This is a genomic window from Ignavibacteria bacterium, assembly GCA_013177855.1.
Taxonomy (GTDB): domain Bacteria; phylum Bacteroidota; class Ignavibacteria; order Ch128b; family Ch128b; genus Ch128b.
In genome coordinates, this window is sequence record JABLYA010000001.1 from 1,124,023 (window position 1) to 1,146,126 (window position 22,104).

Genomic DNA, 22,104 nt, shown 5'->3' on the forward strand with positions numbered 1-22,104 from the left:
GGTGACGATATGGTTTTTATTGATTACTTTATAATCGTTCTTTATTTCATTCTTAGTTTTTCTATTGCAATTATTTATTCAAGAAGAGCTGGTAAAGATACAAGCGAGTTTTTCCTCTCCGGTAGAAATCTTCCATGGTATCTTGCGGGACTTTCAATGGTTGCAACAACTTTCGCAGCAGATACTCCTCTTGCAGTTACTGAATTAGTTGTTAAAAATGGAATCTCAGGAAATTGGATGTGGTGGAATTATGTTTTTGGTGGATTACTAACTGTGTTTTTCTTTGCAAAACTCTGGCGTCGAGCTGGAATTATGACCGAAGTCGAATTTGCGGAGATTCGTTATTCAGGTAAACCTGCAAAATTTCTTAGAGGATTCAGGGCTTTGTACTTAGGGCTTTTTATGAATGTGATAATTATGGGATGGGTCAATAAAGCAATGGTTACTGTTTTAGTTGGAATGTTTAATCTGCCCGAAGATTCTGTCTTTATTTATGTATTAATCGCTATGACTATTGTTGCAATTTATTCAGCACTTTCTGGTCTCTGGGGTGTTGTGATTACTGATGCAGTTCAATTCGTAATTGCAATGACTGGATGCATTATCCTTGCAATTTATGTTGTTAATTCGTCTCAGGTTGGCGGTATAGCTGGAATGAAAGCTCAATTGCCCGATTTTGTTTTTGATTTTTTCCCAAGAATCTCAAGTGAGGCTTCTACATTTGGAAATGTACTTGCTTTAACTCCAACAATGTTTTTAGCTTATATAGGACTTCAATGGTGGGCATCCTGGTATCCCGGTGCCGAACCCGGTGGCGGTGGCTATGTTGCTCAAAGAATGATGTCGGCTAAAAACGAGAAACATTCCCTTTTCGCTACTCTCTTTTTCCAGATTGCACATTATGCATTACGTCCCTGGCCCTGGATCTTAGTAGCTTTAGGAGTTATGATAATTTATCCTGAGCAGCTTTTGAAATTAAACCCCAAGATGGGTTATGTTTACGCAATTCGTGATTTCTTACCAGCTGGTCTAAAAGGTTTGTTGATTGCTGCATTCTTTGCAGCTTATATGTCGACAATTGCAACTCAGTTAAATTGGGGTACTTCTTATTTAATTAATGATTTTTATAGAAGATTTCTTGCTCGTGAGAAAAAAGAAAAACATTATGTTTTAATTTCAAGGATAGCGACAATTTTGCTGATGATTATTTCGGTTATTGTGACTTTGTTTATCGATAAAATTTCTGGTGCCTGGCAATTCATAATTGAATGTGGTGCAGGTTTAGGTTTAGTTTTGATCTTAAGATGGTATTGGTGGAGGATAAATGCGTGGTCAGAAATATCTGCAATGTTTGCTCCATTTATTCTGCTTCCAATTGTAAGATTATTAGGAATTGAATTTCCAACTTCTCTATTTTATTTAGTTGCGGGAACAACGATTATCTGGCTGATTGTAACTTTTTTGACTAAACCAACTGATGAAAAAGTATTAATTGAATTTTATAAAAGAATTCATCCGGGTGGAAAACTTTGGAAGCCTATTTCATCAAAATTGCCAGACATAAAAGAAGAAGCAAATTTTAGCAAAATGTTTTTGAACTGGATACTTGGAGTTATTTTAGTTTATACTACTTTGTTTGGAATTGGAAGTTTAATCTTAGCCGACTACTTCACAGCATTGATATATTTTGTTTTAGCTCTTATTTCAATAGTTATTATTGCCCGTAATCTTTCTGATGATTTTAAGTTGCTTGAATAGCTGCAAACAGATGGAAATTTATTCTATAAAATAAAAATGTCAGTCAAGCACTAATTACCTGACTGACATTTTTACTATCAAATTCGAAAAACAAAAAGTTACTTAAATCTCAACAAAATCAATTTCAGAGTAACAATTTATCCATCAAATAAATATCTAAGTTATTATGTCCCAAAAGATAAAAATGGGATAAACTTTCCAATCACAACATAAATTAACCACAGGATAAAAATTGTAACGAGAGATTTATTTTTCGGTACTGAATAAACTTTACCCAGCCCAACTCCAAGAACATACAACCACCAGAAAGTAAAAGGATTAATTTTTGAAAGAATGTAATTTAAGGTTGTGCCTTTCTCAAGATCAATAAATGCTGCAATACTAAAGCTGTTCAACAACTTAACCATCAGTAAAGACAAAATTGCAACAAGAATTACTTCAATCATATTAATAAACAAAGAAAGACCGTAAACACTTAAAGCGTGATTATAACTTCCCTCCCCTTTCAAAATAAAAATCCAGATTAAATAATAAACTGCCGCAAGCAAAAAGGTAAAAACAAACATAAAGATAACAATACTTACATATTGAATAACTCTCATTGCAGGACCTGAAGTAAATTTCTCAATCTGTTCCAATTGTTCTTCTTTTTGCTGCTGAGTGATTTTTCCTTCCTTAACTAATTTATCAAGCCTTTCCTCTGTCGCCTGACGAGTCCGATGGTCCAATTCTGCTTTAATTTCAGGATTTGATGTAGTTATGTAACTTGATAATATGACCAATACAATCAAAATTAATAATGGGAAGAACCAATCAGTGAATTTTGGACCAAATAGTTTTACATTCTCGAAAACTTTACTTGGTTCAGTTAGAACACCAACCATTTTGTCTGTAAAGGTAAGCTCTTCAACCTGAGTTGAGATTTCTTCGGATGGTTGTTGGTTTTGAATTTGTTCATCCATTTAGATCACTCCTTTTTCTTCAAATATAAAAAAATAAAGCAGGGAATTTTTGAGAGTAGGGATATTTAATTTTCTATAAAAAAACAAAAAGTTCAGAGAAATATTGCCAAATTTCTCTGAACTTTCCGGAAAATACATCCTAATTTATTTTAATTCTATCACGACCAGATTTGAGAAGATATAAAAAACAAAAAAGTTATTATTAGTACAATAACAAATAGAATTATATCCCCGGCCGAATTTCTTTGAGTAGTTGTATTTGTAGTTTTTCTTATCATTTCAAAACCATTACTTTAATAAGATCATTTTCTTAATCGATGTATATTCCGGTGTTTTCAATTGATAGAAATAAACCCCGGAACTGAACATAAACCAAATTATAAAGAAGTCAGCTTCACTTAAAGTATGAAGCTGACTTTCTTTGTTAATCATTATTTCATCAAAATCATCTTCTTAACCGACGAGAAATCCTTAGCTTCAATCTTATAGAAATACACACCACTTGGCAAATTATTCAAATTAACAGTTTTCGAATAACTACCAGCTTTTAAAAACTCATTATTAATTATAGAAATAACTTCTTGACCTAACATATTATAAATCTTCAACGAAACTGTCGCAGCTTCTGGTAAATCAAATTTGATCATTGTAGAGGGGTTAAAGGGATTTGGATAGTTTTGATATAAATTATACTTATTTGGAATATCAGGGTTAGAACTACTAACATCCGTAGCAGATTCAATTCCGAATCTACCAGTATTTGAATAGTATGATGATAAGCCATCGATGTTTCTTGATCTTACTCTCCAAAAGTATTGTTTACCTGCTTCAAGCGAACTAATAGAAATATGATTTGTTGATATATTTTCAATTTTAGTCGAATTTATGAAGTAAGGATTATCTGCATATTCTAAATCATAAGTTACATTTACAGAAACTGGCACAGGTAGGTACCATGAGAACTCTGGTGAAGTAATTTTCAATAGTACATTATGTGGACTTGCCACAACAGGTTGAGCGATTACTATCGATGAACCCCCTTGAATTGTAAAAGAAGTTACTGTTGAAAATGATGTATATGTATTATCAGCATATCGCGCTCTTACTCTCCAATAGTAAGTTGCACCATTTTCTAAACCACTTACATCATAATATTGGTGTGTAATATTGGAAACAGTCGTTGTTACACTTGGATCAAAAACATCTGATTGACTATAAACTAATTCATAATCAACTATACCCAGTGTAGAACCAACTATATACCAACTAAATCTAATTGATGTTTGATTGACAACTATTCCATCATATGGCCAATTGTTAACCACTGTCGTTGAACTTGGTCCGCCAACGACTGTAAAGTGACCTTGACCAAGAGGGTTAAATGTTGTAGTGCCAACTGCATACACAGCCCAATAATATGTTGCTCCATAGGTCAAATCAACATCAATTTGTTTACTAAATGTAGTAGAACTTAAACCAGTATATACTCCTCCATCAGCGTCATTGCTTCCCGGTGAATAAGTTAACCAATTGGCTGGTGGTGATGATTTTTTATATTTAACAATAAAACCAGTAATACCAAGATTATATCCTTCAAGATACCAGCTTAATTCGGGTCTATTTGTATATACTGTTACGCCACCTATTGGCCAATTAGCAACTGCGTATGTTGCTGTAGTTCCACCCGCTATTACAAATGATGCAGTTGAGGACCAAGCAGAGTTTGCCGGAACTGAATTAACAGATCTAACTCTCCAGTAATAAGTTTGACCAGGTGTTAACCCAGTTATTTGAACTTGCATAATTGATGATGTGTAATCTGGATTACCATCTAACCCAACTAATGATGTTGCAAAATCGATCTCATAAGTTAATCCAGATGAATAAGGATTCAAATACCAAGTTAAAATTGGATTTGTTGTGTAAACAGTTATTCCACCTGTTGGCCAATTAGGTGTTGGAACCACTAATGTTCCAGGTCCATTCGTCACAAAAGAAGCTACCGATGACCAGTTAGAAAATGCTTGTGGATCACCATCTCCGGGGGTTCCATCAACTAATTCATCAATTACTGCTGAATATGATCTAACCTGCCAGTAATAAGTTGTTCCTGGAGTTAATGTTGGAAGTGTTAAATATTTTTCCGATGGAAAAGAGGAAATCGCACTTGGATAATTAGTGGCATCTAGACCATCTAACATACCAGAACCATCAGTTGAAGATGATGTCGAATATCTAACCTGGTAACTTAATCCCGTACCATTTGTAGATAACACCCAATCGAGTCTCGGAGTATTTGTATATACTGATACACCACCTATCGGATAATTAGGTATAGGTACCTCTAATGTACCAGGACCGTATACCACAAAATCTTCTACTGATGACCAAGCTGAATATTCAGAAGTAGTTGAATAATATGCTCTAACCTGCCAGTAATAAGTTTGCCCAGGGTACAGAGTATTTGGAAGCGTTAAATATTGTACACTTGGAAATGACGCTGGATTAGTAGGATAACTTGTTGCATCCGCTCCATTTAACATTCCATCAACATCTGTTGAATTCGATGTGCTATAACGAATTTGATAAGTCAATCCACCAGTATAACCATTTACTATCCAATCGAATCTTGGATTATTAGTATATACATACGCTCCATCTTTTGGCCAATTTGGAGTTAGAGTTACCGTTGCACCACCGACAGTTACAAAATACTTATATGTCGTTGGTGAAGGATAGTGCACATACTCACCCGTTGAAGTTCTCTTAATTAACACTCTCCAGTAATATGTTCTACCAAGCACAACAGAAATTGTAGTAGAATAAGAACTGTTTCCACTTCCAACTACATTAGTTGAAATTGCACTACTCCAATTACTTTCTGTAGTAGGTGCTGATGTTGCAGCCATATATTGAATTTCAAATGTTAATCCATTGGCAGAATGACCCAAAGACCATTGTAAAATTACAGAAGTAGTTTGTATCTGTTGACCATTAGATGGAGAATCCTGACTTACTGTAAATCCAGGGGCTGTCGTGAAATGATATGTACTAGAAGCGAATTCATTACTATTATTATCTATGGCAGCAACCTTCCACCAGTACATCGTTCCATTAGCTAATGGAAAATTTGGGATTAACGCTGTAAACGTTTTGGAAGTATTTGTTCCCTCATTTGCCTCATAAATCGGTGTAGTAAAATTGTTCGCGTCATCTACATATAATTTATAAGAAACAGCACCCGGAACAGTATTCCAGGACATAGTGGGTAAAACCGATACACCGGTTAATCCATTGACTGGAGCAGTTAATGTAGGAGGTGGTAAAGTCATTGTAAAGGTAAAGATGGATGAGGTAGTTGTTTCACCATTATTTGGTGCACCACCATCATCAACTATTGCTTTAACTCTCCAATAATAGGTTCCAGCGTAAGAAATTGTAAAATTATGTGACAAACTACCGGGATTTATACCCGTCGTAAATGTTGAAATTATATTCGCATCAAAATTAACACCACCTTGTGTAGATAAGTCAATTGTATATTTTACATTTGACTTATTATCATTTTGTGACCATGTTACAGTGACTGTTGGAATATAGGTAAAGGAAGATCCATTACTTGGTGTAATAAGAAGAGGTGTTGCAAGTTCGGTTGTAAAACTATATGTATGCCAAGAACCATCTCCACCAGATCCATCAACATCAGTATCTCGAACCCTCCAATAATAAGTTTTATTATAATTCAGTGATGGAAGAGATAAATTAATGGCTGTAGTATTGTATGCAGAAGCATCAACACTACTAAATAGTGGGTCATCGTCGAATTCAACATCATAAGGACCGTTGCCATTACCATCATCAAAATCAGTCCATGATACTTGAGTCAATGTCTGCGATACATTTATTGCACCATCGTTTGGTGTAATTGGTGTCTGAGCGAATAATCCCTGGGCTAATATTATTATCAGCACAAAGAATAAAAATAAAACGAAAGATATAGATAATCTTTTCATAATTCCCTCACAAATTTATTTGTAAAAACTTTTTGTTGTAGATTTGAGTTTACCAATCTTATTATCCCTCCGGTGTTAATAAATATTTTCATTTTTCAGCTCCATATTTTTGATGAAGCAAAAAATAGAATGGAGACAATTACAATAATTGATAGCAGTAAATAATCTCCAATTGAATTCGTGCGTTGACGAGGTTGTCTGTTTTTTGTCATATTATCACCCTTTCTGTTTTGTTTGTAAAGTTAATTAGTTATTAATTAAATTTTTATAACTAAGTAACTACTCCCTTCCCGCATATGCATTATAGAACCATTAAATACATTTGGCGAAAAAATTAACAGCGATGCCTATTAATAAAGTTCCATTCAGAACATAGAGATTATTTTTTTTAGAAACAAATTATTAATGTGAGGAAATATTAATTTTTTATTAAGAAATCTCTTACAATTAAATAACTTTAATAAAATCTAAAACTTCTTTGTTGAATATATCTGGCTTTTCAAATTGAATGAAGTGACCACAATTTTCAACTAAAACTAATTTGCATTTTTTAAGCCTATTACATGCTTCATTTGCCAGTTTCTCAACCAATATGGGATGCAGAGCTTTATTGGGGATTAGTGCGTCCTGTTTTCCGAAGAATAATAAAGTTGGTTGGTTAATATATTGGAGGGAATCAGGTAAAGAATTTCTTAAAATATCTTGAAAAGCTCTTTCAACAGTTAAACAATAGAAATCAAAAGAAGGGTCGTTTCGGAGCTCAATTCTATCCGTAATCATAAATTCTGCTTCTGGAGGGAAATTGTAAAAGTTCAACTTTACATTAAATTTAATTTGCTCATCGCTCATATTTTTTATCGAATCAAAGGTAAAAATTTTTTCTAATCTTTTAATTTCATCTGATGTAAATTTTTCTAAACCTGCCGGAGCTGCTAAAATTAATGCCGCAATTAATTTAGGATAATTTAGGGCAGTCAGAATTGCAATCTGACCACCCATTGAATGACCGCATAAAATCACATCATTCAAATTTAAAGTCTGAACGAATTCTATTACTATATCAGAAAAAAATCTTAATGTCGAAGGATAATCTCCTTTCGATGAATTACCATAATTTGGCAGGTCAATTGCAATTATTCTTGCGTGTTGACTTAATTCATCAATATTTCTCAAAAAAGCTTTTTTATTGCTGCCAAGTCCATGAATACAGATTATTGTCTTATCGGAAATTCCTTTATCAAAATATGATATTTCAATACCCGATTGAAGTTTTACTTTAAGCTCTTTCATTTTAATTTTTTAAGAAATTAATTACCGCTTTGTTAAATTCATCTGGTTTTTCCATCATTATCATATGACCACATTTTTTTATCTCGTGCAAAATCGAATTTTGAATTTTTTGGTGACCAATCTTAAAGACATCAGCTGGAAAACCAGGATGTAAATATGGATTAGGTATAAGTCCGTCATTCTCGCCATAAATAATAAGTGTTGGAGATTTAATTAAAGCAAGTTTATCATAAGTTGGTTCGTCAATCATTCCTGCAACGGAACGAGTAACCGCTTGAGCGAATAAATCAAAATCTTTTGCTTTTGCCATTCTAACTCTTTCTTCGACCATCCATTCGAGTTCCGAACGCCAGTTGTAGAAATTATTGGAAAGATTTCTTCTCACACCTTCTTCGTTTGTGCTTTTTACACTTCGAATTGTTACTACACTTTTTAACCATTCACCTTCTCCACGATTGAATTTTTCAATTCCAGCAGTTGAAGCAAGAACAAGTTTATTAACTCTTTCCGGATATAAAATGGAGAACCAAATTCCAATCTGCCCACCCATTGAATGACCAATAAAGTTTACTTTCTCAATTTGAAGTTCATCGAGTAATTGTTTTAAAGTATTTGCGAAAAATTTCATTTTGTAAGAGTAATTTCCTTTATCCGATTTACCATAACCGGGCAGATCAACTGCGATCACTCTAAAATGTTTAGCAAGTTCTGGAATGTTGTATCTCCAGAAACCCAGATTGCTTGCAAGTCCATGAACCAATAAAATAACTTCACCTTTGCCTTCATCAATATAAGCTAATTTGGGTGAAGTGTGAGAATATCTTACATCAAAGCCGTAGTTAATCTCAGAAAATTCAAGCGGAGGCATATTAGTATAAAGAAAACCTGATGAACAGGCGGAAAAAATCAAAATCATCAAGATTGCCAATGAGTGGAAAATCATTTTTTTCATAATACCTCCTTAAAACATCAACCAATTTAAAGTAGTGAAAATTACAAATGGATTTTTAGGTCGTGATTGGAAATAAGTTGTGTTTGGTGAATTATAGAAATCGCCAAGGAATAGATATGCTGCACTTAAAGTCCAGGAAAGATAAACTTTGAGATTATATCTTAATTCAAGATTAATTTCATTTCCAATCAAAGTTCCACCACCTTGAGGAGCAACATTTGAAATTGCAGAAGCTAAACCAAATTTCCCGTTAAAGCGATTTGGTATAAAGTCTTTCGAGAAATTTATGAAGAATGCAGTCACACCTAAACCCATATTAGAAATATCGTGAACCGCAGAATAATATCTGTTCACCACCTGTGGATCTGGGAATAAAAGATAAGCTCGGTGAGCACTGTAAATTCCGACAGGAGATCCATAAACATTTCCAGTAATTACTGAATTAATTTTTCCATCCTGAGCATTATTTGCATCACCTGTTGAGAAAAGCATTTCAAGACTTACCTTATCATTAGCAGTCATTCCATACTTGTAAGAAACCATCGCATTAGCAGAAAGTCCGAATATACTTGCAGCCTTATAAGATTTATTTTCAAAAACAGAATCAACTTTCCCGAAATTTGTCATCACAAAGGCATCATACCACCATCTACCCATTAAAAAATCACGATTGTATGATAAATGACCACCAAGCCAAAAAATATCTGCATCATAAATTTGCGACTCACCTGGCAACTTCAATCTAAAAGCTCCATTATATTCAGCTAAAGCAGAATTTAAGCCCTGACCAAGTACTGAAATTCCACCTGCGCTTTTTGCTCGATCGTAGACATACCATAAATCTGCACCAACTTCAAGCAAAGGTTTAATTCGTGATTCAATATCGAACATCCATAAAACAACATCATCATCTTTTCTAATTTCATTTTCCCATAACTGAAACATTCCAAATCTTGCTTTTGTAACTGGATTTATGTTGAAGAACGAATTAATTCCAACTGCCTGCGTTCCCCAATAGGAAAGTTTATAAGAACTTGTTTGGAAAGTTTGAAGTGCATTTACATTTGGATCTCGAACATTATCAAAAAGTCGCTGAAGCCCTACAACAACATTCCATTCATCTGAGGGCTTAATTTCTACATTTGCCATCAAAGTTTGTAAATTAATTTGCCCTGCGTTAATCGCACCTCCACGATTATTTCCAACTCCATAAGCTTGATCACCCCATGTATAATCAATTTTGAATAGAGAGCGAAATGTTGCATATCCGTCTAAAATTTTTGGCTGATAAACAAAAAACGGAACAAATCGTTGTTCGACATATACGCACGTTTGAGGAACAGTATTAGTTGAGTTTTGTCCAAATAACCTTCCAATTACCTGACCTTGAAGGATATCATTGGTCGGCGAAATATTTGAAGCTGTCAGCCTTGTAAACGAATAACCAATAAATTGAAATTCGCGGATTGGGGTATCGTCTACAAAATCTTCTTGCGCTAATAAAAATAGATTTGAAAGAAATAAAAGGAAAAGAATTTTCTTCATAACGACTTCACTCCTTTTTTTACGAGGAGAATGTACATTAAAATTTTTGTTTCGAATAAAAACCAAAATGTTCTGATTAATTTAAAAGTGATAATGTCAGCCTCGACAAATTGGGCTGACATTATCATATGAAATAAGATTAAGTCCTAATTTATAGAGCTTAAAATTCCACTTATTGTTTTACAAAAACTTGAACCCAGGTTACTCCAAGCGGAACACCATTATATTTGGTACTTCCGAATCCTTCTTGAACCGTTGGTGGAGTAAATCCTTGAATTGGTGGATTAACCTGGATTACTTCATATGTCATCACATTACCTTTAATTTGGTAAATACCTTGAGATTGAAGTGCAACAGGATTTTGTTGATTTAATGTTATCGGATGGATTAAAGTATCAGTTACACCAGCAGATTGATAAGTTCCAGTATATGTAACTGAAACATTGTTGCTATCCGTTGCAACTACGGTATAAGTATTATTTTCATTAAAGGTTGCAACAATCTTTTTAGTTTTAAGAGTCATTCTCAAACCAATAGCAACATTATTGCCCTCTGAGACCCATGTTCCAACAATTGCATCTCTTGGAGCTGTGGGTCCCGACGAACTTTCTTCTTTTTTGCAAGCGGCAAAAAGAAGCGACAATGCAAGAAGTGAATAGAGTAGTTTTTTCATTGCTACCTCCGTTTATTTTTGTTTGTTAATTGATTTTAAGTGAATTTGAAGCAGAGTTTTCCGATCAATTTTACCGGTTTCACTCTTCGGAATTTCATCAATCATTTCAAAGTACTTGGGAATTTTATAACGAGCCAGATTCCCTTCACAATATTTTCTGAGTTCTTCTGAACTAATTGAAGCTCCTTCTTTTAATTTTATAAAAGCTTTTCCAACTTCTCCCCATTTTTCATCTGGAACTCCAATAACTGCAACTTCTTGTATCAAAGGATGAGTATATAAAAATTTTTCGATCTCAGCGGGATACACATTCTCTCCACCCGAGATGAACATATTTTTCTTTCTATCAACCACATAAAGAAAACCTTCATCATCTTCACGAACAAGATCTCCAGTATAAAACCAGCCATCTTTCAAACTTTCTTTTGTTGCTTCAGGATTGTTCCAATAACCTGGGGTAACTGATGGACCCTTAAGAATAAATTCCCCAACTTTCCCCTGTTTCACCTCCTCTCCATTATCATCAACAATTTTATATTTCAAATAAAAATTTATCTTTCCAATTGAACCTATTTTTCTAACTGCATCATCTTGATGAAGTGAAGTTACACTGGGACCAACTTCAGTCAAACCATAACCCTGACGGATTGGGACACCTTTCTTATGCCAGATTTCAATTAAGGGCAATGGCATTGGTTCACCGCCAATTATAAAATATTTAACTGAAGATAAATCTACTTTTTCGAAATAAGATGATTGAGCCATCATCGATAACATTGTAGGTACAGCCATAAACATTGTTGCTTTTTCCTCTTCAAGAAGTTTCAAGACAATTTCAGGATCAAATTTTTTCATCAAACATACATAAGCTCCGTGGTGCAAGAATGGGGTTGGTATTACATTCCATCCACCCGTATGAAACATTGGAGTACAACTAACTGATCTATCATTTGAAGTAATGTCCAATCTTAAAGCTGTATTGATACTATTCCAGAAAAGCATTTTGTGCGTGTAAAGTGCACCTTTGGGCACACCAGTAGTTCCACTTGTATAAAGAATAAATAAAGGATGATTTTCATCAAAATTTTCAATTGATTTAAATAAATGTTCGTGATTTTTTTCCTTTTCAATCAGACTAATAAAAGAATTGAAATCAATTTTGTTTCTTATTAACTGAAATGATTTTAAGCCCGAGATATTATTGAAATATTTTTCTTCATAAATAATCAGTTGTGGTTTCGAATCATTTAATTGATAATCAATTTCACGCGATGCAAGTCTGTAATTTAGTGGAACAAGGATTAATCCAGTTTTCTGTGCAACAGAGAAAAGCACAATATGTTCAAGTGAGTTTTCAGCAAGAATTACAATTCTATCTCCAGTTTTTAATTCTAATTCATTTAAGAAATAATTCGAAAGATAATTTGCGATGTTATTGAGCTGGCGATAAGTCAGAGTTCTACCCGTCTCAAATTCTTTAATAGCAATTTTCTCAGGATAGTAAACAGCCCATTTAGAGGTCCAATCGTATGGAATCATTTTTTAACCCTCTGAAAAATGATAGATATTAAAATAAAAGCACCACTGAAAATTAAAGCAAATGCTGCAGTTACACCAGGGTTATTATGATATTTAGTGATTTCCAGGTAATAAAAGCCAAAGTGCGTGAAAAAAGCAATTAGACTTGCAATAAAAACAGAACCCTTCGAAATTTTGGTTTTAAATAATCCAAGTAAAATAGGCCAGAAGGTTGTAACAAATAATCCATAGACACCATTCTGCGCAAAAATTGCAACCGATAAATTTGGATGATAAATCTGATCAATCGAGAGAAAATAAATAATTATAGCCAGAATAATTAAGAAAAGCTTCGATGAAATGAGCAGTGTACTCTTAAGATTATCTTCACTTAATTCTGGTTTAATTTTTACCAAAATTTCCTTTAAAATATTAACAGAGAAAATTGATGAAAGAGCAACAAGGATATTATCAAGGGTAGAAAATCCTGCCGATAAAATTCCAAGAGTTACAATTGCAAGTAGATAAGGTGGGAACACAGAATTAATATACTTTGAAATTGCTTGATCTGGTTTTAGCAATTCACTACCAAGTGCAACTCGAGCATATAATCCTGTGAATAAAACGAAAAAGAACAAAGTTCCTACTACAATTACTGTTATAAGATATTTATTTAAATCTTTTTCCGATTTTAAGTAAAGTGCCTTCGAAATAATGTGAGGTTGACAGATTATTGCAATTCCCACAAGAAAATTAGCAATAAAAACTTCAAAGAGATCTCTAAATAGTAAGCTTTCAGGATTAACAATGTTTACAAGATTGGGATTTATTTTTTCAAGCTCACCAAACAATTTGATAGGATTAAGACCTAAAAAAATTGGTCCCGAAATTAAAAACAAAATTGCTGTTACAATCATAAAGAAAGATTGGAAAGCATTTGAAAACAAAAGTACATTTACACCTCCGCCAAAAAATAAATAGATAACTGAAAAAAGCAGAACGAGCAAAAGAACAACCTCGTAAGATGCATTAAAAGAATTAGCAAGAACAATTGTAATTCCAACAGCAATTAAGACTGCAAAGGTGATTTGTAGTAATGAGATTAGAGCATAAAAAATTGTAAAGAATTTGTTTTGATACCTTTCACCTATCCAATGAGGTACAGTAAGGACTTTAGTTTGTTCACCAAATCTTAAAAAACTTTTTGACATTACAATCAATGCAAGAAAAATTCCGAGTGGCGCTGCAATCCCATAACCTAAAAAACCAGATATTCCATAAAGATAAATCAAGCCTGGATTGATGACGAAAGTTGCGGCGCTTGTCATTCCAACCGCAAGTGATAATCCAACAACTACTGGACTAACGGTTTTACTGCCGATAGAAAAACTTTCTATAGACTGTTTTTTCTTTTTACCAAGAATAGTAAGAATAATAATTCCAACTACATATATAATTACAGCTGAAAAGAGATAAACGTTATTCATATTCCACCTCACTATAATCTGAATAATGCTGATGCAAATGCAAGCCCTCCGCCTGAACCAACAAACACAGCAAGTTGATTTTTGCCAAGCTTACCATTCTTATAAGCATCATCTAAAGCCATAGGAATACAGGCAGAACCAGTATAAGCGAATCTATCCATTATTGTGTGAGCTCTTTCGAAAGGTACATTTAAATTTTCCATAGTCTCTTTTATTGAATTAATGTTGATTTGAGTAAATAAGAAATGGTCAATATCAAGTGGTGAAATTTCCATCTCCAAACAAATATTCTGAATCATTTCAGTCCAGGTCGTTGGATTAATTTCTTTTGGAAATTTTTTAACAAATTTCAGCAGATGATCTTTTCTTCTTATAACCTCTTCATTAACGGGCAAATGGGTTCCGCCAGCATAGATTCCCATCCAATCATGATATTGCCCTTGAGAAATTAAATCAGCTGTCAGATATCCACGATTAGTGAATTCCTCAGCTGAAAGTATAATAGCACCAGCGCCATCAGCAAAAAGCGTGACCGTTTTTTTATCAGTCAAATCCAAATATTTACTCATTGCATAAGCACCAATCACAAGAACATTTTTATATTTCTCATCTGCAATAATGAATTTACTTCCAACATTTAAGGCAGTAACAAATCCAGCGCAAGCAGTGTTGATATCAAAAGTTCCAGCATTTACAGCATTTAGTCTATACTGCACAACTGACGCTGTTGAAGGTGAAATATATTCTGGAGTATCTGTTGCAACGATTAATAAATCAATTTGTTCAGGCGAGAGCTTTGCATCTTTCAAAGCATTTTTTGCAGCTTCAACACATAAATCAGCAGTTGATTGATTTTCATTACACCATCTTCTTTCTTTAATAGTTAAATTTTCTTGAAGCCAGGTATCAACATCCTCACCAAGTAAATCATTAAAAAATTTATTTGTTAGAATTCTCTCAGGTGCGTAAGAACCAATTCCCTTAATAACAGCATTCCGTTTTTTAATTTCAAATAATTTTTTTGACTCACTCATCAAATTGTAATTCCTCCATCAACACTTAAAACTGCACCATTAATGAAATCTGCTTCTTCAGAGGCAAGAAACAGATAAGCATTTGCAATGTCTTCCGGTTTTCCGAGTCTGCCAAGTGGAGTTTTCTCTTTCATCATTTGGAGAACTTTCTCGGGCATCGTCTGAACCATTTCCGTTTCAATAAAACCTGGTGCGACTGCATTTACATTGATTCCTTTTCTGCCTAATTCTCGTGCCCAAACTTTTGTTAAACCAATTATTCCCGATTTAGTCGCCACATAATTTGATTGACCAAAATTTCCATAAAGCGCAACAACCGACGATGTATTGATTATTTTACCTTTGCCTCTTTCAACCATGAAAGGTGCAATTGCTTTAGTGCAATTAAAAACTCCAGTTAAGTTAACATTCAGGACAGTTTGCCATTGTTCTTCTGTCATCTTAAGAAGAGTTGCATCTTTTGTAATTCCAGCATTGTTAATTAAAATATCAATCTGTTTTAATTCATCAATTACTTTTTTAGTTGCTTCTTCAACATTCTGAAAATTCGTCACATCGACTTTTTGAAAAATACAGGAGTAATTTTGCACTCTCATTTCATTTTCTAATTCATGACCTTCTTTTTCAAGTAAATCCCAGATGACAACTTTAGCGCCTTCTTCACAAAATTTTTTGACTGCTGCCCTACCAATTCCCCTTGCTCCTCCAGTTATAACAACGACTTTATTTGTTAATCTCATAATCATCTCCTTTTTAATCGTTTGAAAATTTTAAAACACAAACCAAAAAAATTATACACGATACTTTGTTTTTATTTTATTCCATTTATCCAGAAACTCTTGATAATTTTCTACCATCACGGTATAAAATTCTTCCATTTCATCAAGTCGTTTTAATATCTCACCAATTGCTTCGTGATCCGATTTCTTTGCTTTACTTTTTAGCTCAGCGGCAAGTTTTTTGTTTTTCTTTATCAATTCGAAATTATTTCGAAATGCATTTTCAAAAATATCGGGATGAGCTTCATAATAATCTTTTCTGCTACCGGGAACCCAAACTTTACGCAAAAGATTTCGATCTCTTAATCTTCTAATAATTTGACTGACAGGTCCTTTGCTTCTTTTAAGTTGCTTACAAATATCATCAAGCGAGAGAGGATGAGGGGAAAAAATCATTAATGCAACAATGTGCCCCATCAATTTACTTAACCCAAAAGCCTTATAAGCTTCACCAAAACTCTGAATTATTTCTCGTTTTATTTTTTCATCAAGATTTAGTGTTTTCATTTTTTCAAACGTTTGATTTAGTTAAAACTTATAAAATTCTGATTTCATATTCAAGTTGTTAATCTCAATTAATTTGCCATCAGTTAAGTAATTAATTTTTTTAGAGTTGACAACCTTAAAACTTTTTTCTAATTAGAAATTGACAATTAAATTTTGGAGGTTCAGATGCAACATTATGGATTTGTAATCAATGGAAATATTGTACTGACATCAAAGAAATATAATGTCAAGAATAAATCTACACATCAAATATTTGCAACCTGTTCACTTGCTTTCGAAAACGATATTGAGAATGCAATAGATGCAGCAGCAAAAACTTTTGAGATCACAAAAAAATTACCCGCATATAAACGTAAAGAGATCCTATCTAAAATTGCATCTGAAATATCCAGACAGAAAGAAGAATTGGCTCAGTCAATATCTATTGAGACTGGTAAACCTATAAAATTATCTCGAATTGAAGTTGATAGAGCTGTAAATACTTTTCAAATCGCTGCTGAAGAAGTTGATAAAGTTTGCGGTGAAGTTTTAAACTTAGATATAACCCCTCAATCTGAAAACAGAATTGGTATAACAAAAAGATTTCCATTAGGGCCAGTTCTAGCAATTACACCTTTCAATTTCCCAATAAATCTGGCTGCACATAAAATTGCACCAGCAATTGCAGCAGGGAACACGATTATATTTAAACCTGCAACAGCTGCAATGTTAACAGGTACTAAATTGGCTTTGATAATAAACGAAGTTTCTGAAATTCCGGGATTAATTAATTCCATTAATTGCTCGGGTTCGATGATTGAAAAATTCCTTAATGACGAAAGAATCAAAAAAATTAGTTTTACAGGAAGCTGCGAAGTTGGCTGGAGAATAAAACAACTTGCAAGTAAACAAAAAGTAACGCTCGAATTGGGTGGAAATGCTGGAGTAGTCGTAGATAAAGATGCTGATCTCGAATTCGCAGTACCTAGACTTGTATCTGGTTCGTTTGCTCATGCGGGACAAATTTGTATTTCGGTTCAAAGGATTTTTGTCTTAAAGGAAATTTTTGAAAGCTTCATTCAAAAATTTGTAGATGAAACATCAAAAGTAAAATGTGGAGACCCGCTTGATGAAAATGTGATTGTCGGTCCGATGATTACTGAAAATGATGCAAAAAGAATTGAAGAATGGGTTAACGAAGCTCAGGCTTATGGTGCAAAAGTTTTAATTGGTGGAAAACGAAAAGGAGAATTTTATAAACCGACAGTTTTGACAAACACCAGACCAGAAATGAAAGTAAATGCTCTTGAAGCGTTTGCTCCAATCGTTACAATCGAACCAGTTGATTCATTTGAAGAAGGCATTCGACAAGTTAATAATTCAAAATATGGTTTACAGGCTGGTGTCTTTACGAATAATCTTAAAAATGCACTCTATGCAATGGAAAATCTTGAGGTCGGCGGTGTAATGATTAATGATTATCCAACCTTTAGAGTTGATAATATGCCTTACGGCGGTGTAAAAGAAAGCGGAACTGGAAGAGAAGGCTTGAAATACGCTATTGAAGATATGACTGAATTGAAATTGATAGTGTTTAATAAACTTTAAAAATTTATTAAGCTAAATTATCCTTTCATTGAGGTGCATGAATAACAGTTGATTTTTAAGAATTAAGCCCTCAAATACTTACCGAAGTGATAAAAATAAGACAAGATTAGAATATTCAATTATTACTTAAATCATTTAAGGCAATGAATCTTTAAAGAACTTGGAATCTGCTCTTGTAAAAAAAATTATTTAGTTTTTTGATCCTGAGAAAAAACTGTTATCAATGCATTTAACAAATCCGCTCTTCTAATTGGTTTTGGAATAAAAATAATTCCCATCTCCTCCATTTGTTCTTTTAATCCACTTAAAATATCCGCTGATGTTGTAACTATCTTAAGGTTCTGAAGTCTTTCTCGTTTTTTAATTTCCTTAATTACTTCCATTCCTGGAATGTCAGGTAATCTTAAATCAAGAACAATTCCATCATATTCTTCTGTGATTAATTTATTCAAAGCAAGCTTACCAGAAAAAACAGTTTCAACTTCACATTCTGTCAGCATTAATTTAAAGAGCTTATGATTGTACTCTTGATCATCAACGACAAGAATTTTTTTGCCTTTGATAATGGATAAATCTTTTGGAATTTGAACAACTTCAGCTTCTTCGATCTGTTCGGTTCGTGACGCAGGATAAGTAAAGGTTACTGTAGTTCCCACATTTTTCTTGCTTTCGATTTTAATATCACCTTTCCATAGATTTATTATTTCTTTTGAGATTGCAAGACCTAATCCTGAGCCGCCATATTTTTGAGAAATTTCTGGAGCCTGTTCAAAAGGAATAAACAATCGATTTAATTCTTCCTGAGTCATCCCAATACCAGTATCGCTTATCTTAAAGACCAGCATACCATCATTATAGCGAACATCAACAGAGATCAAACCTTCTTCTGTAAATTTGACAGCGTTATCAAGAATATTTAATAAAACTCTTTGCAAGTTATGAGCATCAATTAAAAAGTAAGCATCAGGTTCGATATTGGAATTATAATCAAGGGCAACTTTCTTTCCTATCAATTTCACTTCAATCATTGAAAGGACTGATTTCATCAATGCAATTAAATTATAAGGCTTCTCAATTATTTTAATCTTGCTGGCTTCTGCTTTAGAAAGATCTAAAATATCATTTAAGACTTTCAAAAGATGTTCAGCACTTTTTTGAATGTATGTAAGGAATTCTTTCAAATCACCATCAATATCCATACTGATAAGAATATCAACATAACCCAAAATTATATTGATTGGCGAACGAAGCTCGTGAGACATATTTGCCATAAATCTTGATTTAGTTGCAGCGAGTAAGTCTTTTTGTTTAACAGTTTCTTCGAGCGATTTGATGTAATCTTTTTCTTTTGAAACATCTATAAATGCAATTAGATAACAAGGTCTACGATGGTATGTAATTTCGGCTGGATATAAATTTGTCCAGATTTTCCTTTTATCATGATAACGTTGCATTTTTATTAAGTAAGGAGATTTGTCGAGAGTTAAGCCTTCATTAAAAATTTTTTCAAGAGTACTGATGCTTTCAGAGTCAATTAAATCCCAAATTTTTCTTCCAAGATTTTCACTACTGGAAATCTGAAGTAAATCCATTCCTTTCTTGTTGGTGAATAATATATCATAAGTTTCTTTATCGATGATCAACAAACCAATATTTACATTCTCAAGAATTTCAGTATGAAGATTTTGCAATTGATTGAATTTATCCTGAAAATTTTTTTCTTCAGTATTGTCTTGAACAACTAACAAAAAATATAGACTTTTTTTACCCTTGAGTTTGATTGGATATAGAGAAATATTTGTAAAGATTTCTGTTCCGTTCTTTGTCAATAAATATGTTTCGTAATCGATTAACGATTTCTCTGAGAGTATAGCTCTAACTAATACATTTTTATTTTTCTCATAATCAGATATTAATGCGCCTATATGTTTATTCTTTATCGATCGTTCGCTAAAGCCAAAGATACTGCCCGCTGCCCCTCCCCAGAATTCAATTAATCCACGATTGTTGACCAGTATGAATGCCTCTTTAGAATAATCGAGAAATGATTTAAAGAAAGAATAATCTTGATTAAGATTTAATTTAGTTGATGATTTTGTCTTTTTTTTATTCTCTTTCATTGTCATTTACCAATTGATTTTCAGTTTAAAATAAGAAATTTTGAATCCAGAGTATAACCTAGATTTTTCAGATAGTTCAATTTTGTTTATTTTTGGAGTAGAATTATGGAAACAAAAATTAAGAACCTCACCGTTATTAAAACCTCCAATCCTAAACCGATTCCAAAATCAAATGAATTAGGTTTTGGGAAAATTTTTACGGATCATATTTTCACAATGGACTATGATCCAGAACACGGCTGGCATAACCCGACAATTCAACCATACGATGCATTACCTATAGAGCCTGGAAATATAACATTCCATTATGGTCAAACAGTCTTTGATGGACTAAAATGTTATTATGGGATTGATGGAAAGATAAGATTTTTCAGGGTCAAAGATTATATCAAAAGATTTAATAACTCTGCTCGTGCGATGGTAATCCCACAATTTAATGAAGAAGAATTGATTGAATATCTAACAGAGTTAATTCTAATAGAAAAAGATTGGGTTCCAAAAGAATCAGGTACATCGTTATATATTCGTCCATTAATTATTTCAATGGATAATGCACTTGGTGTTAGAAGTTCTAATACTTATAAAATGTTCATCATCTTAAGTCCAGTTGGTTCATATTACGCTGAAGGTTTTAATCCCGTAAAAATTCTTGTGGAAGAGACATATTCAAGAACAGCACCGGGTGGATTAGGTTCTTGCAAAACTGCCGCCAATTATGCAGCCAGTTTATTTGGTGCCGAACTCGCAAAGAAAAAAGGTTTTACTCAAGTTCTCTGGCTCGATGCATGCCAGAAAAAATATGTTGAAGAAGTTGGAACGATGAATATATTCTTCCGCATTGATGATGATTTAATTACTCCACCACTTGAAGGTACAATTTTACCTGGAATTACACGCGACAGCATAATCAAAATTGCTAAGAAAGAAAATATGCGTGTTTGTGAGAGAAAAATTTCTATTGATGAAGTACTTCAAGCTCACCGAGATGGAAGATTAAAAGAAGTTTTTGGTTCAGGAACCGCCGCTGTCATTTCCCCTGTTGGATTACTGAGTTACAAAGGTGAAGAATTTATAATTAATGATTTTAAAGTGGGTGAATGGAGTCAATATTTTTATGATTTAATCACCTCATGGTATTACGGAATGGCGGAAGATCCGTTCGACTGGATTACCATAATTAAAGATTAAGTTTTGGCTGGTACTCTTTTCATCGTTTCAACACATATTGGTAATATTGATGATTTAACTTTCAGAGCAAGAAGAATTCTTGCTGATTGTGATCTTATTATTTGTGAAGAACCAAAACCCGCAAAACTCCTTTTAAAAAATTTAGGCCTTTTCAAAGAACTTATCTTACTAAATGAACACACCGAAAAAGAGAACGCTCCTTTAATCATTGAAGAATTAAAGCAAGGTAAGAATTGTTGTTTGATTTCCGATGCAGGAACTCCTGTTTTTTCAGACCCAGGTAAATATTTAATTGAGCTTGCACGAGAAAACAATATTCCTATTTCAATTGTACCGGGTCCCGATTCTTTAATTCCATCTTTAATAGTTTCAGGTTTTGATATCAGTAAATTTTATTTTGCTGGCTGGTTATCACCCAAGTCCGACGAAAGAAAAAATGAATTGCGAAAGTTAAAAAACATTAACGAAACTATTGCAATCATGGAAACCCCTTACAGACTTAAGCATTTGTTATCGGATATAATCGAAATTTTTGGTAAAGATACAATTATCTCTCTCGCCTGTGATATTACTACTTCAAATGAAAGAATAATTAGAGGTGAAGCAGATCAAGTTTATCAGAAAATCTTAAATGAGTATACTAAGTGTGAATTTGTGCTGGTAATTAACAATAAAAAGAAAAGGGAGTAAT

General features: G+C 33.3%; 16 protein-coding genes. 4 read left to right on the forward strand and 12 right to left on the reverse strand.

The features are described 5' to 3' along the window. The first annotated feature begins 9 nt into the window (after positions 1-9). Positions 10-1,758 (forward strand): Na+:solute symporter, encoded by a 1,749-nt coding sequence (locus HPY57_04725; GenBank protein ID NPV11079.1) that lies wholly within the window; start codon positions 10-12, stop codon positions 1,756-1,758. Between the two features lie 164 nt (positions 1,759-1,922). Here the strand turns inward: HPY57_04725 and HPY57_04730 are convergent, their stop codons facing one another. From HPY57_04730 to HPY57_04780, 11 genes are all read right to left on the reverse strand, one after another. After that, entirely contained in the window at positions 1,923-2,720 is a 798-nt protein-coding gene (locus HPY57_04730; GenBank protein NPV11080.1) for a YIP1 family protein, read from the reverse strand. A 431-nt stretch (positions 2,721-3,151) separates the two neighbouring features. Beyond that, complete coding sequence (locus tag HPY57_04735; protein NPV11081.1) at positions 3,152-6,733, reverse strand: T9SS type A sorting domain-containing protein; 3,582 nt, start codon at positions 6,731-6,733, stop codon at positions 3,152-3,154. A 447-nt stretch (positions 6,734-7,180) separates the two neighbouring features. Then, the gene (locus HPY57_04740) at positions 7,181-8,023 is read right to left on the reverse strand and encodes an alpha/beta hydrolase (GenBank protein ID NPV11082.1); all 843 of its coding nucleotides are present in this window, start codon (positions 8,021-8,023) and stop codon (positions 7,181-7,183) included. A 1-nt stretch (position 8,024) separates the two neighbouring features. Further along, positions 8,025-8,975, reverse strand: coding sequence for an alpha/beta hydrolase (locus tag HPY57_04745; GenBank protein NPV11083.1), 951 nt, complete (start codon positions 8,973-8,975; stop codon positions 8,025-8,027). Between the two features lie 9 nt (positions 8,976-8,984). After that, complete coding sequence (locus HPY57_04750) at positions 8,985-10,520, reverse strand: alginate export family protein (GenBank protein ID NPV11084.1); 1,536 nt, start codon at positions 10,518-10,520, stop codon at positions 8,985-8,987. A 172-nt stretch (positions 10,521-10,692) separates the two neighbouring features. Further along, positions 10,693-11,193, reverse strand: a complete 501-nt coding sequence (locus HPY57_04755; GenBank protein ID NPV11085.1) for a hypothetical protein — start codon at positions 11,191-11,193, stop codon at positions 10,693-10,695. A 12-nt stretch (positions 11,194-11,205) separates the two neighbouring features. Beyond that, positions 11,206-12,732 carry a long-chain fatty acid--CoA ligase gene (locus HPY57_04760; protein ID NPV11086.1) on the reverse strand — a complete coding sequence of 509 codons (1,527 nt, stop codon included), beginning with the start codon at positions 12,730-12,732 and terminating at the stop codon, positions 11,206-11,208. Continuing rightward, on the reverse strand, positions 12,729-14,198 hold the full coding sequence (locus HPY57_04765; protein ID NPV11087.1) for a sodium:solute symporter: 1,470 nt from the start codon (positions 14,196-14,198) through the stop codon (positions 12,729-12,731). Before HPY57_04765 ends, HPY57_04760 begins: the two co-directional genes overlap by 4 nt. A gap of 11 nt (positions 14,199-14,209) precedes the next feature. Further along, on the reverse strand, positions 14,210-15,232 hold the full coding sequence (locus HPY57_04770; protein NPV11088.1) for a ketoacyl-ACP synthase III: 1,023 nt from the start codon (positions 15,230-15,232) through the stop codon (positions 14,210-14,212). Next, positions 15,232-15,975 (reverse strand): 3-oxoacyl-[acyl-carrier-protein] reductase, encoded by a 744-nt coding sequence (fabG, locus tag HPY57_04775; protein NPV11089.1) that lies wholly within the window; start codon positions 15,973-15,975, stop codon positions 15,232-15,234. Before fabG ends, HPY57_04770 begins: the two co-directional genes overlap by 1 nt. A gap of 48 nt (positions 15,976-16,023) precedes the next feature. Continuing rightward, positions 16,024-16,518 (reverse strand): MarR family transcriptional regulator, encoded by a 495-nt coding sequence (locus HPY57_04780; GenBank protein ID NPV11090.1) that lies wholly within the window; start codon positions 16,516-16,518, stop codon positions 16,024-16,026. A gap of 165 nt (positions 16,519-16,683) precedes the next feature. Here HPY57_04780 and HPY57_04785 point away from each other — a divergent pair, with 165 nt between their 5' ends. Continuing rightward, positions 16,684-18,105: an aldehyde dehydrogenase family protein gene (locus HPY57_04785; protein ID NPV11091.1), complete on the forward strand. Its 1,422-nt coding sequence runs from the start codon at positions 16,684-16,686 to the stop codon at positions 18,103-18,105. A gap of 185 nt (positions 18,106-18,290) precedes the next feature. On the opposite strand, the gene HPY57_04790 is transcribed toward HPY57_04785, so the two are convergent. Next, positions 18,291-20,225, reverse strand: a complete 1,935-nt coding sequence (locus HPY57_04790; protein ID NPV11092.1) for a PAS domain S-box protein — start codon at positions 20,223-20,225, stop codon at positions 18,291-18,293. Between the two features lie 105 nt (positions 20,226-20,330). Here HPY57_04790 and HPY57_04795 point away from each other — a divergent pair, with 105 nt between their 5' ends. Next, a complete protein-coding gene (locus tag HPY57_04795) occupies positions 20,331-21,413 on the forward strand; it encodes a branched-chain amino acid aminotransferase (GenBank protein NPV11093.1) in 1,083 nt (360 codons plus the stop codon). 3 nt (positions 21,414-21,416) lie between these two features. Continuing rightward, positions 21,417-22,103: a 16S rRNA (cytidine(1402)-2'-O)-methyltransferase gene (gene rsmI / locus HPY57_04800; GenBank protein ID NPV11094.1), complete on the forward strand. Its 687-nt coding sequence runs from the start codon at positions 21,417-21,419 to the stop codon at positions 22,101-22,103. Position 22,104: the final 1 nt, after the last annotated feature.

Bases quoted from the DNA above. Each gene is read 5' to 3' on its own strand.
- HPY57_04790 (NPV11092.1), bottom strand. From the start codon at position 20,225: ATGAAAGAGAATAAAAAAAAGACAAAATCATCAACTAAATTAAATCTT.
- HPY57_04725 (NPV11079.1), top strand. From the start codon at position 10: ATGGTTTTTATTGATTACTTTATAATCGTTCTTTATTTCATTCTTAGT.
- HPY57_04785 (NPV11091.1), top strand. From the start codon at position 16,684: ATGCAACATTATGGATTTGTAATCAATGGAAATATTGTACTGACATCA.
- HPY57_04745 (NPV11083.1), bottom strand. From the start codon at position 8,975: ATGAAAAAAATGATTTTCCACTCATTGGCAATCTTGATGATTTTGATT.
- HPY57_04735 (NPV11081.1), bottom strand. From the start codon at position 6,733: ATGAAAAGATTATCTATATCTTTCGTTTTATTTTTATTCTTTGTGCTG.
- HPY57_04770 (NPV11088.1), bottom strand. From the start codon at position 15,232: ATGAGTGAGTCAAAAAAATTATTTGAAATTAAAAAACGGAATGCTGTT.
- HPY57_04730 (NPV11080.1), bottom strand. From the start codon at position 2,720: ATGGATGAACAAATTCAAAACCAACAACCATCCGAAGAAATCTCAACT.
- HPY57_04765 (NPV11087.1), bottom strand. From the start codon at position 14,198: ATGAATAACGTTTATCTCTTTTCAGCTGTAATTATATATGTAGTTGGA.
- HPY57_04760 (NPV11086.1), bottom strand. From the start codon at position 12,732: ATGATTCCATACGATTGGACCTCTAAATGGGCTGTTTACTATCCTGAG.
- HPY57_04740 (NPV11082.1), bottom strand. From the start codon at position 8,023: ATGAAAGAGCTTAAAGTAAAACTTCAATCGGGTATTGAAATATCATAT.
- HPY57_04795 (NPV11093.1), top strand. From the start codon at position 20,331: ATGGAAACAAAAATTAAGAACCTCACCGTTATTAAAACCTCCAATCCT.
- HPY57_04780 (NPV11090.1), bottom strand. From the start codon at position 16,518: ATGAAAACACTAAATCTTGATGAAAAAATAAAACGAGAAATAATTCAG.
- HPY57_04755 (NPV11085.1), bottom strand. From the start codon at position 11,193: ATGAAAAAACTACTCTATTCACTTCTTGCATTGTCGCTTCTTTTTGCC.
- HPY57_04750 (NPV11084.1), bottom strand. From the start codon at position 10,520: ATGAAGAAAATTCTTTTCCTTTTATTTCTTTCAAATCTATTTTTATTA.